Genomic DNA, 14309 nt, shown 5'->3' on the forward strand with positions numbered 1-14309 from the left:
GCGGCCAGGGTAACCTCCCGCTTAGGCCACCCACTTTGGTCCTAGTTTCCATGATCGATCGCGCTTCACTTCTTACCGCCTGGGCCCGTCAGTTGACGGCACAGCCCGGCCTCGAGCTCATCCTGATTTCGGGCGATGCCAGCTTCCGACGTTACTATCGCGGGGCAGGCCTCATCTGGGTGGATGCACCACCTGCCACCGAGAAAAACCGGGAGTTTGTGCGTAACGCCGCCGCACTGTTGCGAGCCGGAGTGCTTGCTCCCGAGGTCAAGGGGGTGGAGTTCGAACAGGGCCTGCTCTGTGTGACGGATCTTGGCGATCTCTCTTTGCTCTCGGTGCTGGACGAGCAGAGCGTGGCCGCCTGGTATGCCCTCGCCATCGACCTGCTGCCCCGGCTGGCCCGGGTCGAGCTGGAGCTGGAGCCCTTCGATGCCCCCTTTATGGCGCGGGAAAACAGCATCCTGCCCGAGTGGCTGCTTGACCACCACCTGGGACTGGCCCTGAGCGAAGAGGAGTCGTCCCTGCTGGGACGCACCTTCGATCTGCTCACCGAGAACAATCTTGGCCAGGTGCAGGGGGTGATGCATCGGGACTTTCACAGCCGCAACCTGATGGTGTGTGGTGGCCGTATGCCCGAGAGCGCCACCCTGGCCGTGATCGACTTTCAGGACATGGTGCAGGGGCCGGTCACCTACGATCTGGTCTCCCTGCTCAAGGATTGTTACGTGCGTTGGCCCGATGCCGTCATCGAGGCGGGGATGCGCCATGGTTTTGCCGTGCTGGAACAGACGGGCCTGCTTGGCAGCACCGACTATGCCACCTTCCGCCGTCAGGCCGATCTCACCGGGATGCAGCGCCATCTGAAGGCCGCCGGCATTTTCGCCAGGCTGCATCACAGGGATGGCAAGTCGGGCTATCTCAAGGATATTCCCCGTACCCTCGACTATGTGGTCGAGGTGTGCGCTCGCTACCCCGAGCTGGCCTCCTTCGGCCATTGGCTGGAGGCGCGGGTGCTGCCGGCCCTGGCTGCCGTGTCGGAGCGACAGCCGTGAAGGGGATGATACTGGCCGCCGGACGTGGCGAGCGGATGCGCCCCCTCACGGATCAGTTGCCCAAGCCGCTGCTGGCGGTAGGGGGCAGGCCCCTCATCGTTCACCATATCGAGCGCCTCAAGGCGGCCGGCGTGACCGAGCTGGTGATCAATCACGCCTGGCTTGGCCACAAGTTGGTCGAGGCTCTCGGCGATGGTTCCCGACTGGGGGTCTCTATCGTCTGGTCGGCAGAGGCGACGGCCCTGGAGACCGCAGGCGGCATAGTGCAGGCCTTGCCGCTGCTTGGCAAGGAGCCCTTCCTGGTGGTGAACGGGGATACCTGGCTGGATGTCGACTACCGCCAGTTTACCGCGCCCTCTCTGGGGGAAGACCTCGCCCACCTCTGGTTGGTGGATAATCCCCCCCAGCATCCGGGCGGTGACTTCTCCCTGCTGGGGGAGAGGGTGGTGGACAGGCCTGGCCTCACCTTCAGCGGCGTCGGCCTCTATCATCCCCGCCTCTTCGCCGGGTTGACCCCCGGTGCGCGCAAGCTGGCTCCCCTGCTGCGCGAGACGATGGCGGCGGGACGGGTGGGGGGAACCCATCTTCCTGGAGACTGGCGCGATATCGGCACGCCCGAGCGACTGGCTCAACTCGACAGTGAACTGCTGGCCCGCGAGGCCACGAGGTAACTTCTTATGCGTATCTGGGGCAAGGTGCTCGGCGCCTTCTTTGGTTTCCTGCTCGGCAACGTGTTCGGGCTCCTCATCGGCCTCTGGATCGGTCATCGCTTCGACACCGGCATGGGCTTGCAGAGCGGTTTCCGTCGCCGTCCCACCGAGGCCCAGCAGGCGGTTTTCTTCCATGCCACCTTCTCGGTCATGGGCCATATCGCCAAGGCGAGCGGCCAGGTCACCGAGAGCGAGATCCGGGTCGCCTCCGATCTGATGGACCGGATGCGTCTCACCGGCGAGCTGCGAACCCGGGCCCAGGACTCTTTTCGCCAGGGCAAGGCGGCAGACTTTCCCCTGCGTGCGACCCTGGCCGAGTTTCGTGACGCCTGCATGGGGCAGCGCGACATCTTGCGCTTCTTTCTCGAGGTGCAGTTGCAGGCGGCGTTTGCCGACGGGGAGGTTCCCCAGGAGGAGCGCCACATCTTGCAGGTGGTGGCCGAGGAGTTGGGTTTCAGTCGCTTCGAACTGGATCGGATCCTGGCCATGGCCGAGGCGCAGCGTAACTTCTTCCATGGCCAGGGCCACGGGAGCGGCCAGCAGCAGTGGGGTGGGCAGCAGGCGCGTCGTGAGCCGCCCCGGGATCGTCTCAAGGATGCTTATCAGTTGCTCGGGGTGAACGAGGGAGACTCGGATCAGGAGGTCAAGAAGGCCTACCGCAAGGAGATGGCCAAGCACCATCCGGACAAGCTGGCAGCCAAGGGGCTCCCCCCGGAGATGATGGAGATGGCCAAACAGAAGGCCCAGGAGATCCAGAGCGCCTGGGAGATGATCCGGGAAGTGCGGGGAATACGCTAAGGCACGCACCAAGACCACCCTAGGGTGGTCTTGTTGTTGTTGTGCTCAGGCGAGGCGGCGCAGGGGGCTGCCGGCGGCGAAGGCGTCGATGTTCTCGATCACCTGGTCGGCCAGACGCTGCATTGCCCCTTCGCTGGCCCAGGCCACATGAGGGGTGAGCAGGAAGTTGGGCAGGGCCAGGGCCTGCATCAGGGGGTGATCCGCCGGGGGGGGCTCCTGGCTGGCCACATCGAACCCGGCCCCCCCGAGATGGCCCCTGCGCAGGGCGTCGAGCAGGGCCGATTCGTCGACCAGGCCACCGCGTCCCACGTTGATGAGCAGGGCCCCCTGCTTCATGGCGGCCAGCTCGGCGGCACCAATGAGATGACGGGTCTGCGCCGTGAGTGGGCAGTGCAGGCTGATGATGTCTGAGTCTCGCAGCAGCTGCGCCAATGGCAGACGATCCGGTGCCGGATCTCCTCCCGAGAGGCTCTCGGCGTAGTACACCTCGAGGCCAAGAGCCTCGGCGCGTCGTCCCAGATCCCGTCCTATGGTGCCACGCCCTATGATGCCGAGTCGGCGTCCGGCCAGATCCATGATGCCGTGATCGAAAAAGCAGAAGCGGCCGCTCTCCTGCCAACGCCCCTGGGCGAGGGCCCGTTGCCACCCCTTAAGGTTACGCGCCAGGGCCAGCATCAGGGCCAGGGCGTGTTCGGGCACCGAGGGGCCGGCGTAGCCACGCACGTTGCAGACCGTGATGCCGTGGGCTCGGCAGGCGTCGAGATCCAGGTTGTCTGCACCGGTGGCGGCCAATGCGATGAGTCGCAGGGACGGCAGCTCGGCCAGTTCGGCGGTGCCGAGACGAACCTTGTTGACGATGGCGATGGTGGCACCGCGCAGCCGCTCGACCACCTGATGAGGGGCGGTGGCGGGATATTCGATCCAGGTGTGGGGCAGGGCGGGACGAGCCAATTGCACCGAGGGTGCCAGGGTGTCGCGGTCGAGAAAGACGATCTGCATGGAGCCTCCTTGGGGTGAGGCTCCATCATGCCAAGGGGGCGGCGTCAGAGCCAGCCAAGATGGCGCAACCACCCCTGTAACCGCTCCGGGATCTCGGCCCGTTCCATCAGGGCGTAGGGGCGGTAGTTGAGCTTGTTGCTGCGCCGGCTCTCGACCCGGCGCGCCTCGGCAGCGACCAGGGGCCAGCCGGCGGCACTCTCCTCAACGAGATCGAGAATGGGGGCCTGGCTCTGGGCCACGTCCCTGGCCAGCACCGTATTGGCACCCTGTTCGGGGAAGTAGGCATCGAGCAGCACCAGGGCATCGGGGGCGGGGAGCTGCTCGCTGGCGATCAGATTGCTGGCCCAGGCGGCGGCCGTCCCCTGGGCCAGGATCAGGCGAAAGCCCCCCTCCTGCAGCTTGGCTTCGCTCAGGCTCTTGATGCGGGCGGCGAGATCCTGGCGAAAGGCGTCGCGCGCCTGGTCTTTCTGCTCCCCGGCCGGGTTGAGTTGGGGCTGGGCGGAGCGAGGGAGGATCAACAGGGTATCAAACCCCTGGGCCGTCAGGGCTGTCGAGAGTTGCCACAGGCGTCCGGTACCCTGCCACTCGGGGAGCAGGATCACCAGCCCCAGATAGGTGCCGCTGGTGTGTTCGGCAAACAGCACCTGCTCCTGCTCTATGGTCTTGCTGGCCGGATTGTGTTGCCAGTCGAGGCGCAGGGTCTGATCGGCCGATGCCGGCTCCTGGCGGGTGTCCTGGGCTGTGGCGGGAGGCGCCTCCCGGGCAGCCTCCTCTTGCCCGGCACCGTGGGCGGTGAAGGCGAGCAGGAGCAGTAACAGATAGGGGCGAAGCGGCATGAGGAGTCCTCCAACACCTTCAGATAGCGGCCAGGGAGCGTATTTCTTTAGGCCGGCCAGGTGGGCCGCGGGACCATAAAAAAAGCGAGCCGGTGGCTCGCTCTTTCATCGACCGAAGTCAGGCGCTATCAGGAGATACGACGCTTGAACTCACCGGTGCGGGAGTCGATTTCGATCTTGTCGCCGATCTCAACGAAGGCAGCAACAGAGAGCTCGTAGCCGGTACCAGCCAGACGGGCCGGCTTGGTGACCTTGCCGGAGGTGTCGCCACGGGCGGCCGGCTCGGTGTACTCGACTTCGCGAACGATGGTGGTCGGCAGCTCGACGGAGATGGCCTTCTCGTTGTAGAAGGTTACTTCGCATACGTCTTCCATGCCGTCTACCAGGTAGTTCAGCACGTCGCCCAGGTTGTCTTTCTCAACGTCGTACTGGTTGTAGTCGGTGTCCATGAAGACATACATGGGGTCGGCGAAGTAGGAGTAGGTGCACTCCTTGCGCTCCAGCATGACCACTTCCATCTTCTCATCAGCCTTGAAAACGGGCTCGGAAGCGCTGCCGGTCAGCAGACCTTTCAGCTTCATCTTGACCACGGCAGCGTTACGGCCGGATTTGTTGAACTCGGTCTTCTGAACCACCATGGGCTCGGTGCCGACCATGACCACGTTACCAGCGCGGATTTCCTGTGCGGTTTTCATGTAAAAAATTTCCTGTTCGTGAAACGGACGGATAAAAACTGCCAGATTATATCTTCGTTTCCAAAAATTTCACTAACCGAGTGACGAGATCGCCGCCAGCGAGCAGGCGATCGGGCCACAGGCTGGCCTCCTCCTGCCAGCCGTTGCACTGTGCATCCCATCCCTGCCAGAGGGCCTGACAGGGCTCTTCCCGGTTGAGGGCCAGCATCAGGCCTCTTATCCACGTTGCCCGGGATTGAGGGTGGCTTGCCAGGTAACGATCGAGGAAGGCCTCCAGCTTGACCAGATGGTACTCCTCCTCCTGGGGGTAGATGTGCCAGAGGAAAGGGCGGGCCGCCCATTGGGCCCGCACGAAGGAGTCCTCGCCGCGCACTATGTTGAGATCGCATGACCAGAGCAGGCGGTCATAGCCCACCTGGTCCGTCATGGGGAGCACCACGACGGTCAGGGCGCCGTCGTCAAACCGATCGCCGGGGTGGGCACTCTCCACTCCGAGGGTGGCCAGCACCTGGGGCAGGGCGCGCCCGACCGGCACCAGCAGGGTGATGGGGGCCGGGCCCTGGCGCCAGGCCTCGATCAGGGAGGGGATGGCCTCGCTCTCGTAGGCAAACAGGCTGATACGCAGCTCATCCCTGCCTGGAGGGGGCAGACCCAGGCTCTCCCAGTAGTCGGCAAGACCGTCTTTGTCACTCTGCCAGGCCTGACGCTGCGCCATCAGATCCCGTTCGCAGAGCAGGCCTCCCGTCTTGTCGGTAAAGCCGGGAAAGAAGAAGTGCTTGTTGAGCCGCCCTTGGGGTGAGGGGAGGGCATGGCACCCTTCGACCCACTCCTCGGCGCTGAGGTACTCGAGATTGAGCCAGGCCGGTGGCGGGGCCATGTGTTGCATGCGTGCCTTGTAAGGGGCGGGCAGTTCGCAGGCGAAGGCCTCGATGACGACCCGTGCCGGCGCGAGATCGGCGTCCGCATGCCAGTGCTGTATGGTGATGCCACCGGCACTCTGGCTCTCCTGCGCCGGATCTATGGTTGGGCAGATCCGCGAGAAGCTGGCGAGATCGTCCACCCAGAGGCGCACCGGACCATGCCCCTCGTCGTGCAGTTGGCGGGCGAGCCGCCAGGTGACGCCGATGTCGCCGAAGTTGTCGACCACGGTGCAGAAGATGTCGAAGTTAAAAGCCATGCTGACTCCGGCGCAATAAAAAACCGGCGTGCAGGGTAGCACGCCGGTCGGGTTCGCTCTATGTCCCGGTCTACTCCTTGCCGTAGACGTTATTCTCCTGCTCACGAACCCGGATGAAGGTGGTGCGCTTGGTCAGCTCCTTGAGCTGGGCGGCGCCCACATAGGTGCAGGTGGAGCGCACTCCCCCCAGGATGTCGCGCACCGTGTGCTCAACCGGGCCGCGATAGGGGAGCAGCACCATCTTACCCTCCGAGGCGCGATACTCGGCGACGCCCCCCGAGTGCTTGTCCATGGCGCTTGAGGAGCTCATCCCGTAGAACTTCATGAAGGGGGTGCCGTCCACATCGACGATCTCGCCGCCGCACTCCTCGTGGGCCGCCAGCATGCCACCCAACATGACGAAATCGGCACCGCCGCCAAAGGCCTTGGCCACATCCCCCGGACAGGTACAACCCCCGTCACCGATGATCTGACCGCCGAGGCCGTGGGCTGCGTCGGCACACTCTATGATGGCGGAGAGCTGGGGGTAGCCGACCCCGGTCTTGACCCGGGTGGTGCAGACCGAACCTGGCCCTATTCCCACCTTGATGATGTCGGCACCGGCCAGGATCAGCTCCTCGACCATCTCGCCGGTGACCACGTTGCCAGCCACGATGACGTGATTCGGGCACGCCTCGCGCATCTTGCTGACGAAGGCGACGAAGTGTTCGGAGTAGCCGTTGGCCACATCGACGCAGATGAAACGCAGGGAGGGGGAGAGGGCCAGGATCTCGCGGGTCTTGGCGAAGTCGCTCTCGGAGGTGCCGGTAGAGACCATCACGTGGCGCAACACCGACTCGTCACTGCGGGCCACAAACTGTTGCCACTGTTCCAGGCTGTAGTGCTTGTGCACGGCGGTCATCATCTCGAAACCGGCCAGGGTACGGGCCATCGAGAAGCTGCCGACCGTGTCCATATTGGCGGCGATGACCGGGACCCCCTGCCACTGGATACCCGTGTGCTTGAAGGTAAACTGGCGGGTCAGGCTGACCTGGGAACGGCTCTTCAGGGTGGAGCGCTTGGGGCGGAACAGTACGTCCTTGAAACCGAGTTTCAGGTCTTCTTCGATACGCATGGAGTGGGGTCCTTTCAACTGAATGGTAGTTGGCAGGCACAAAAAAACCGGGGGTTTTCAGGGCCTCCGGTTTACGACAGTCTAGTCTGGGAAACGTTTTTTACAAGACTGATAATGTCATGCTGGATGTGATAGTCTCGCTCTAATAACCTGAATTCACTCAGGGTTTCAATCGGATATTCCCACAAGCCCGTCTATCATTCCCACCATCCGTCCCAGCTCGGGTTTGGTGATGGTATCGTTCGCCCCCAGTTGCAGCGCCTTGGAGCGGTTATCGTCGCTCATCAAAGACGAGAACATCACGATAGGCATCTCCTTGAAGAGCGGATTATCACGCAGCCGCTTGAGCAGGTGCATGCCGTCCATGCGCGGCATCTCCACATCGGTGACGATGGCGTTGAGGAAGTTGGGCAGCGGTATGTTCTCGGCCGTGGCGTGCTGCTCGATATCGGTCAGCATCTCCAGGGCATCGCCCCCGTCCTTGGCGGTGATGATGTTGTAGCCTGCGGTGCTGAGGGTGTTCTCGATCAGCTTGCGGATAAAGGCCGAATCGTCGACCACCAGTATGGTCTTGGCCTCCCGGCGTGCCACCATGCGATCGTTGATCACCACCCGGCGATCCTGGGTGACGTCGTACTTCTCCATGCTGAGCTCGGGGTTGATGGTGGCGATGATCTTCTCGAAGTCGAGGATCATGATGAGGTTGCCATCGCGGCGCACCACGGCCACCACGCAGTCGTTCTCACCGGCCTCGAGGAACTGGCTGGGAGACTCAACGTCTTCCCACGATACCCGGTGGATACGGCTGACGCTGTCGACCAGGAAGCCGTTGGCCATGCGGTTGAAGTCGGTGACGATCACTACCTTGCCGGTATGCTCCGGTCGGGTCTTGACCCGCAGCCAGCCAGCAAGATCCACCAGGGGGATGAGGCGATCACGCAGGGAGAAGACCCCGACCATGTGCGGCTGGGCGTTGGGATAGTCCGTGGTATCCGGCACCCGTATCACCTCGCGTACCTTGGCGACGTTAATGCCGTAGTAGGCCACCTTCTGGCTGCCGTCCGGCTGCAGCTTATGCAGATGGAACTCGATGATCTCGAGTTCGTTGGTTCCGCTTTCGGTCAGGATCGCGCTGCGCGATCTGTTCCCCTGTTCTGTCATGCTCACTCCCTAACTGCCTCGATCCTGACTGCAGGCTCTCTGTGTTCCAGTATAGGAGCCTGTTTGGGGATTATCGGCCGTTTGCCGAAAGGGAACAGTCGAGAGTGAGGAAGATGTGAGAAAGATCAGGGAAAATGGTTTATCAACAATATGATAGATATCTATCCCCGGGTTGGATCTGCTGCGATCCTCGCCGCCACCAGAGTCCTGAGTCGCTTGATCAGCGCCCCTTTCCCGACCATGCCCAACTCGCGCCCCAGCGTTTCCCATGGCCGATATTGCCAGATGGCGCCTATTGCCAACGCCTGATCGTCCCTCGGCCAGAGCATGAGCTCCGCATGGCGGAGCAATAGCCAGCGTTGCAGGGTCCCCTGGCACAGCTCGAAGGGCTTGTGGTGGTGAGCAAAACAGCACAGCTCCTCGCGCTCCCAGGAGTCGAGGTCAGGGAGTTCAGGAAGAGGATGGTCCGGCAGGCTGAGGGCCAGCAGTTCGGCAGGGAGGGTGCGCAACTCCCCGGCCAGCAGGCTGGGCAGGCCGAGCAGGAAGCGGCGTTGCCACTGTCTTATCTCCGGCTCATGGGCTGGATTGAGCGGCTTGAGCATCAGCAAGGAGTGACAGCCGCTGGCGGCGTCACGCTGCAGACCGATACGCACCACCTTCATGGCCGAGGCGCGCCAGAAGGCGAGCAGATCGCTCCCGGCGGAAAAAGCGCTCCCCAGATAGTCGAATCCCTCAGATCGGTAGTGTTGCTCCAGGGCCGTCAACAGGTGGGCCCCCAATCCATGACGGTGGAGTGCCGGATGGATGGCGATGCGCATGATGCGGGCGAAGCGGCGCTCGGCTGCCGCCAACACTCCCGAGTGGGCAAGCAGGGACTGGGGCAGCAGTTGGCCACGGGGGCGGCGGCGACCGGCCCAGATCTGCTCGGCCAGCGCAGAGGGAATGGGCCCCTCGCGCATCACCAATGCGACCCCAAGCAGGCTGTCGCCGCTGCTGAGCCGGTGAATGTCGAGATCCGGGCACTCCAGCAGGGCGCGCAGGTCGCTTGGGGTGGTCTGGTAGTGAGCCAGCACCAGCAGTCCGAAGAGGGCGTTAAGATGCGCCTCGTCGTGGCTCAGGCTGGCTGCCGCCACCTTCTCCCAGCGGGGCTGCGCCGTGATGGCGGGCTCCGGAGGGGTCGCCGAGAGGGCCAGCAGGCGGTTGATCAGCGGCTCGAGCGGGTCGTGGTCACTCCAGCGGATCGGCGCCTGCATATGCAGCTCGCGCCACCCCGGGGTGCGTCTGTCCAGGGTACGCTTGAAGCGAAGATGAAAGCCGCGGCCGGTTCCCTCATAACCGTGCTCCGTGGTGGCGAAGACCATGCGGTGGTAATGGGCCAGCAGCCCCTCCAGCAGGGGGGCGGGGATGGCGGCCGCCTCATCGACCAGCAGGAGATCCAGCTCGGGTTTCTCCTCGAGCAGGCGATCCGGGCTGAAGAAGAGCAGACGCCTGTCTTCCCCTGCGTGCAGCAACAGGGTCGAGAGGGTGGCCTGAGCGGGGGCCGTGACGCCGATCCTGAGCCCCGGCTCTTCGGCCAGCAGTGTGGCAGCGGCCATGCCGAGGACGCTGCTCTTGCCCCGGCCGCGATCCGCGCTCAGCACCAATGGGCGCTTGCGATGGCCGCGCAGCACCTGACCAATGGCCTGGATTGCCGCCTCCTGATCCGCCGTGCGTGGATGTCCGGGTCCCAGGGGCTGCCAGACGGGCCTCTCTTCGGAGGGTTCAAGGTGCAGAGCGGGATCCTGGTCCAGCAGTCGCACGATCCGCTCGATAAAACCCTGGCCACAGCGGGGAAGATCGACGGGATCCGCGATGAGGCGCAGCCGATCCGGGTCGGCATAGGCGGGCCACTGGGCGCGGGGCGGGGTGAGCAGGAGCAGCAGGCCACCGGCGCGCAGGGTACCGCTCAGGGCGCCAAAGGCGTCGGGGTGCAAGCCGCTGAAGGCGTTGCAGACCAGGGTGTCGCACTCCTGTCCCAGGTATTGCAGCGCCTTGGCGGCGGGCAGCGGGGAGTGTTCGGCAGGGCCCTCACCCAGCCAGACGATGTGGCCGTCCAGCCACTCCCGGGTTTTGGCGATACACTCCTGCTCTTCCCCCTCGAGCCAGACGAGGCGACGTTCGCCGGCCTGGCGCAGCCCCTCACGCAGGGTCACTGCTGGCTCCGGGGTTCGAACATCTTGTCACCCATCTGATCGATGAAGGTGTGCGCCTTGCGCAGCATGAAGTCGCGGGCGTCGTCGGGATTGACGAAGAGATCGGAACGGATGAAGCGGTGCTCTTTCAGCTCGCCGTCGATCTCTCTGGTGATGCGCCCGGCCAGGCGGTATTGCCCCCCTTCGGCCATGGGCTCGGGGTAGATGAGATAACCCTGGTATTCGGTCGGGGTGACCGCGGGCTGGTGGCTATCGGCGCTGCCAAACAGGGCGCCAAAGAGTTTCTTGAGCATGGAATCCTCCGTTTGCCTGCATTCTCCCCAAGGGGAGGAGGAGTGACAAGGGACTTATTACCAATGGTTATTTGTATTGCAAAGCATTCTCATTTAACTTTTTTGGCAGTTCACTGTTCTGACTCAGGATCCTGCCACCATGTATGTCTGTTTGTGCCGGGGCATCACAGATTCCCAAATCCGCAAAGCGGTGCAGTCGGGCAAGCGCGAGTTTCGCCAGCTGAAGCAAGAGCTGGAGGTGGGGGCCCAGTGCGGAAAATGTGTGCGTATGGCCATGGAGATCATCGCGCAGGAACGCGATAAAGCGCCTCTCTACTACGAAGTGGCCTGAGACGCCTCACCCCGCTTTCTTGGCTATCCTTGTCTGATTCACAGGGAGGTCATGCCATGAAAGGTGACAGCAAACTCATCGCTCATCTCAACAAGGTGCTCGGTAACGAGCTTATCGCCATCAATCAATATTTTCTGCACGCCCGCATGTTTGATGACTGGGGCCTCAAGGGGCTGGGTCACAAGGAGTATCACGAGTCGATCGACGAGATGAAGCATGCCGACGAACTGGTGAAGCGGATCCTCTTTCTCGAGGGGATCCCGAACCTGCAGGATCTCGGCAAGCTGAAGATCGGGGAGCATGTGGAGGAGATGTTGCGCTGCGATCTGGATCTCGAGATTGCCGCCATTGGGGATCTGCGGGCGGCCATCCTCTACGCCGAGTCGATCCAGGACTATGTGAGCCGGGATCTGTTCCAGGATATCCTCGAGGATGAAGAGGAACATGTGGACTGGCTTGAGACCCAACTCGATCTTATCGATCGGCTCGGCCTCGAGAATTACCAGCAGTCCCAACTCCATCATCAGGGATCATGATGTTTGCATAACTATTGAATAAATAGAGTCAAAGGGGGCTCGCCACGGCGGGCCCCTGTTCTTTTTTTGAATAGGTTTTCATGAGCGGAACATCATGAAAAATATGATTATTTTTTGTCTTTAAGGTCACAAAAACCGCATCCGTTAGCAGGCATGATCGGCACGCTTGCAGGCAACCCATAACAAGACCAACAAGGATGCACACCATGACTCTTACCCTCAACAGGGTGGCGCTCGCCTGCGCCCTCACCCTGCCCCTGCTTGCCTGTAACGGTAGCAACGACTCCTCGGCACCCAAGGCCGATCCTGTGGCTACCCGCGCCGCTCTGCTCACCGTGATGCAGGAGGCGGTCACTCAGTCCGCCCAGCTGGATCCTTATGGCTTTGCCATCGATGCCGACAGCATAGCGGCCAGGCAACGGCTGGATCAGTCGCTGCTGGATCGACTCAAGGGATTGGATCCCTCCGTGCTGGGGGAGCGGGATCGCCTCTTCTACGACATGATCAGCTGGGATCTCTCCCTGGCGATCGAGGGGGCAAGCCTGCCCCAGTCCCAGATTCCCATCCATCACTTCCGTAACCGGGTCGCCGATCTGGCCGGTGACGTGGGAGAGGGGCCGCAGCAGGGGCGTCGGGCCGCCCCCCGCACCGCCAGTGGCTTTGACTACTTCGACGACACCACACCGGCGCAACTTGCCGTGACCGAGGCCCGTTGGCGCCAGGATCTGGATCGCCACGACAGACCGGCTCCGCAGGCGATGGCACGCAGCGCCGGCGATCCGGCCGCCTGGTATCAGGAGCATCTGACCTGGCTCAAGGCCTATGACACCTATCTGGTCGAGGTGAAGCATCAGTTTGAGCTTGGCAGCGCCCGTGGCAATACCCTGCCGGACGAGTTGGTGGATCGGGTGGTCAAACAGCTCTCCAGCAAGCTGGAGGGGGAGCAGCTGAGCGGTCTCTACGATGGCTGGAGTGCCATGCCGGCAGAGATAGATAGCACCCTGCGCGAGGAGTACAAGGGGGTGCTGGAGCGCATCAATCAACACTTCGTGGCCCTGCGTGACTATCTCGACTATCGCAACGGGGGGGCCTATGGGGTCCGTATCGGTAGCGGTGAGTGTGACGACGGCTTCTGCGGTATGACAGATGGACGCAACTGGTATCGCTGGCTGCTGAAGAAACATACCACCACCACCATGACCCCCGAAGAGGTGCACAAACTGGGTCTTGGAGAGGTGGAGCGCATCTTCGGCTCCATGGTTCAGGTGTGCCACACGGTGGGCAAGTGTGCCAGCAGCGATGTGGCCGCAGCCAAACAGAGTGGCGAGATTTACGCCTTCTTCCGCTACCTTAACCAGCCGGGCTTCTTCTATCAGAATCCCTATGAGGTGTGGAGCGCCAGCGTCAATCCGGACAACCCCGGTAGCAGCCTGAGCGAGGCCCGGCAGGCGGCCCTGGCCGAGCACAATCGGGCGCTGGCCGAGTACAACCGTTTCAAGGAGAAGGCGGCACTGGTACTACCCGACTTCTTCGACGCCGAGAAGACTATCCCCAGGCTCGACTACGAGGTGGTGCCTGTCTCTTACGACGAGGCCCCCTATGGTGGGGTAGCCTGGTATCAGGACGGCAATCCCCAGACCGGGCGCAAGGGGCAGTTCTTCCTCAACACCTTCTACCCGTTCGGGTTGCAGAGCTGGAACATCAGCACCCTGTTGGCTCATGAGGCGGCGCCCGGCCACCACTTCCAGATCACCATTGCCCAGGAGTTGGCCGCCAAGGATCCCGACTTCCCGGCCTATGTGGCCAATTCCCACTACACCGCTTATGCGGAGGGGTGGGCTCTCTATACCGAGTATCTGGCCGATCACGACATGGGGCTCTATCAGGGAAGAGGACTGTTTGACCCTGCCAAGGGCGATCCCAAGGTCGAAGGATCGGAGGCCTTCAACAATCAGCTCCAGTACTTTGGTCGTCTCAACGAGGAGATGCTCAGGGCGATGCGGCTGGTGGTCGATACCGGTCTGCACTGGTACGGCTGGAGCCATGACAGGGCGGTGCAGTACATGAAGGAAAATTCGGCCCTGGGAGATGGGGACGTCGGCTCGGAAGTGCCGCGCTACATGGCCTATACGGGTCAGGCCACCTCCTACAAAGCCGGTCAGCTCACCCTGCTGCGGATGCGGGCCGCCGCCGAGGAGGCCCTCGGCAGCCGCTTCGATCTCAAGGGCTTCCACCACCATGTGCTGGAGTACGGCATGCTGCCCATGTCGGTGCTGGAGCAGAAGAACGCCCAGTGGATCAAGGCGCAGGAATAATCGTAGGCAAGGGCGCCGGGAGAGCCGGCGCCCTTTGGTGAGGGATAGATATCGAATAACATTCGGGGATACGGAATAAATAAGAATTATTTGTTGTTTC

General features: G+C 62.7%; 14 protein-coding genes. 6 read left to right on the forward strand and 8 right to left on the reverse strand.

Features of this window, described 5'->3' with window-relative positions:
* The first annotated feature begins 50 nt into the window (after window positions 1-50).
* From AB5Y48_RS04615 to djlA, 3 genes are read left to right on the forward strand one after another with little or no spacing between them, the layout of a single operon-like run.
* On the forward strand, window positions 51-1052 hold the full coding sequence (locus AB5Y48_RS04615) for an aminoglycoside phosphotransferase family protein (protein WP_368163838.1): 1002 nt from the start codon (window positions 51-53) through the stop codon (window positions 1050-1052).
* Window positions 1049-1723 carry an N-acetylmuramate alpha-1-phosphate uridylyltransferase MurU gene (gene murU / locus AB5Y48_RS04620; RefSeq protein ID WP_060587556.1) on the forward strand — a complete coding sequence of 225 codons (675 nt, stop codon included), beginning with the start codon at window positions 1049-1051 and terminating at the stop codon, window positions 1721-1723. Before AB5Y48_RS04615 ends, murU begins: the two co-directional genes overlap by 4 nt.
* Before the next feature lie 6 nt (window positions 1724-1729).
* Window positions 1730-2560: a co-chaperone DjlA gene (gene djlA / locus AB5Y48_RS04625; RefSeq protein WP_060587554.1), complete on the forward strand. Its 831-nt coding sequence runs from the start codon at window positions 1730-1732 to the stop codon at window positions 2558-2560.
* A gap of 45 nt (window positions 2561-2605) precedes the next feature.
* Here the strand turns inward: djlA and AB5Y48_RS04630 are convergent, their stop codons facing one another.
* The 8 genes from AB5Y48_RS04630 to AB5Y48_RS04665 form a co-directional block, all read right to left on the reverse strand.
* Window positions 2606-3559, reverse strand: a complete 954-nt coding sequence (locus AB5Y48_RS04630) for a D-2-hydroxyacid dehydrogenase (RefSeq protein WP_224161024.1) — start codon at window positions 3557-3559, stop codon at window positions 2606-2608.
* A 44-nt stretch (window positions 3560-3603) separates the two neighbouring features.
* The gene (locus tag AB5Y48_RS04635) at window positions 3604-4395 is read right to left on the reverse strand and encodes a DUF3530 family protein (protein WP_136614339.1); all 792 of its coding nucleotides are present in this window, start codon (window positions 4393-4395) and stop codon (window positions 3604-3606) included.
* Between the two features lie 128 nt (window positions 4396-4523).
* On the reverse strand, window positions 4524-5090 hold the full coding sequence (efp, locus tag AB5Y48_RS04640) for an elongation factor P (RefSeq protein WP_050667686.1): 567 nt from the start codon (window positions 5088-5090) through the stop codon (window positions 4524-4526).
* A gap of 46 nt (window positions 5091-5136) precedes the next feature.
* Window positions 5137-6267, reverse strand: coding sequence for an elongation factor P maturation arginine rhamnosyltransferase EarP (gene earP, locus AB5Y48_RS04645; RefSeq protein WP_368163839.1), 1131 nt, complete (start codon window positions 6265-6267; stop codon window positions 5137-5139).
* A 70-nt stretch (window positions 6268-6337) separates the two neighbouring features.
* Window positions 6338-7381 (reverse strand): GMP reductase, encoded by a 1044-nt coding sequence (locus AB5Y48_RS04650; RefSeq protein WP_368163840.1) that lies wholly within the window; start codon window positions 7379-7381, stop codon window positions 6338-6340.
* A gap of 168 nt (window positions 7382-7549) precedes the next feature.
* Entirely contained in the window at window positions 7550-8542 is a 993-nt protein-coding gene (locus tag AB5Y48_RS04655) for a chemotaxis protein (protein ID WP_136614337.1), read from the reverse strand.
* Between the two features lie 161 nt (window positions 8543-8703).
* Window positions 8704-10734 (reverse strand): tRNA(Met) cytidine acetyltransferase TmcA, encoded by a 2031-nt coding sequence (locus tag AB5Y48_RS04660; protein ID WP_368163842.1) that lies wholly within the window; start codon window positions 10732-10734, stop codon window positions 8704-8706.
* Window positions 10731-11027: an HlyU family transcriptional regulator gene (locus tag AB5Y48_RS04665; protein ID WP_050667691.1), complete on the reverse strand. Its 297-nt coding sequence runs from the start codon at window positions 11025-11027 to the stop codon at window positions 10731-10733. The genes AB5Y48_RS04660 and AB5Y48_RS04665 overlap by 4 nt, the downstream gene beginning before the upstream one ends.
* 139 nt (window positions 11028-11166) lie before the next feature.
* Here AB5Y48_RS04665 and AB5Y48_RS04670 point away from each other — a divergent pair, with 139 nt between their 5' ends.
* The 3 genes from AB5Y48_RS04670 (at window position 11167) to AB5Y48_RS04680 (ending at window position 14209) form a co-directional block, all read left to right on the forward strand.
* Window positions 11167-11358, forward strand: coding sequence for a bacterioferritin-associated ferredoxin (locus AB5Y48_RS04670; protein WP_050667692.1), 192 nt, complete (start codon window positions 11167-11169; stop codon window positions 11356-11358).
* 56 nt (window positions 11359-11414) lie between these two features.
* On the forward strand, window positions 11415-11894 hold the full coding sequence (gene bfr, locus AB5Y48_RS04675; protein WP_050667693.1) for a bacterioferritin: 480 nt from the start codon (window positions 11415-11417) through the stop codon (window positions 11892-11894).
* Between the two features lie 197 nt (window positions 11895-12091).
* A complete protein-coding gene (locus AB5Y48_RS04680; protein WP_368163844.1) occupies window positions 12092-14209 on the forward strand; it encodes a DUF885 family protein in 2118 nt (705 codons plus the stop codon).
* Window positions 14210-14309: the final 100 nt, after the last annotated feature.

Origin of the sequence: Aeromonas sp. R6-2 (assembly GCF_040908155.1) — a bacterium.
GTDB classification, from domain to species: domain Bacteria; phylum Pseudomonadota; class Gammaproteobacteria; order Enterobacterales; family Aeromonadaceae; genus Aeromonas; species Aeromonas schubertii.

Bases quoted from the DNA above. Each gene is read 5' to 3' on its own strand.
- AB5Y48_RS04615 (WP_368163838.1), top strand. From the start codon at position 51: ATGATCGATCGCGCTTCACTTCTTACCGCCTGGGCCCGTCAGTTGACG.
- AB5Y48_RS04655 (WP_136614337.1), bottom strand. From the start codon at position 8,542: ATGACAGAACAGGGGAACAGATCGCGCAGCGCGATCCTGACCGAAAGC.
- AB5Y48_RS04665 (WP_050667691.1), bottom strand. From the start codon at position 11,027: ATGCTCAAGAAACTCTTTGGCGCCCTGTTTGGCAGCGCCGATAGCCAC.
- bfr (WP_050667693.1), top strand. From the start codon at position 11,415: ATGAAAGGTGACAGCAAACTCATCGCTCATCTCAACAAGGTGCTCGGT.
- efp (WP_050667686.1), bottom strand. From the start codon at position 5,090: ATGAAAACCGCACAGGAAATCCGCGCTGGTAACGTGGTCATGGTCGGC.
- AB5Y48_RS04680 (WP_368163844.1), top strand. From the start codon at position 12,092: ATGCACACCATGACTCTTACCCTCAACAGGGTGGCGCTCGCCTGCGCC.
- AB5Y48_RS04650 (WP_368163840.1), bottom strand. From the start codon at position 7,381: ATGCGTATCGAAGAAGACCTGAAACTCGGTTTCAAGGACGTACTGTTC.
- djlA (WP_060587554.1), top strand. From the start codon at position 1,730: ATGCGTATCTGGGGCAAGGTGCTCGGCGCCTTCTTTGGTTTCCTGCTC.
- earP (WP_368163839.1), bottom strand. From the start codon at position 6,267: ATGGCTTTTAACTTCGACATCTTCTGCACCGTGGTCGACAACTTCGGC.
- AB5Y48_RS04635 (WP_136614339.1), bottom strand. From the start codon at position 4,395: ATGCCGCTTCGCCCCTATCTGTTACTGCTCCTGCTCGCCTTCACCGCC.
- AB5Y48_RS04670 (WP_050667692.1), top strand. From the start codon at position 11,167: ATGTATGTCTGTTTGTGCCGGGGCATCACAGATTCCCAAATCCGCAAA.
- AB5Y48_RS04630 (WP_224161024.1), bottom strand. From the start codon at position 3,559: ATGCAGATCGTCTTTCTCGACCGCGACACCCTGGCACCCTCGGTGCAA.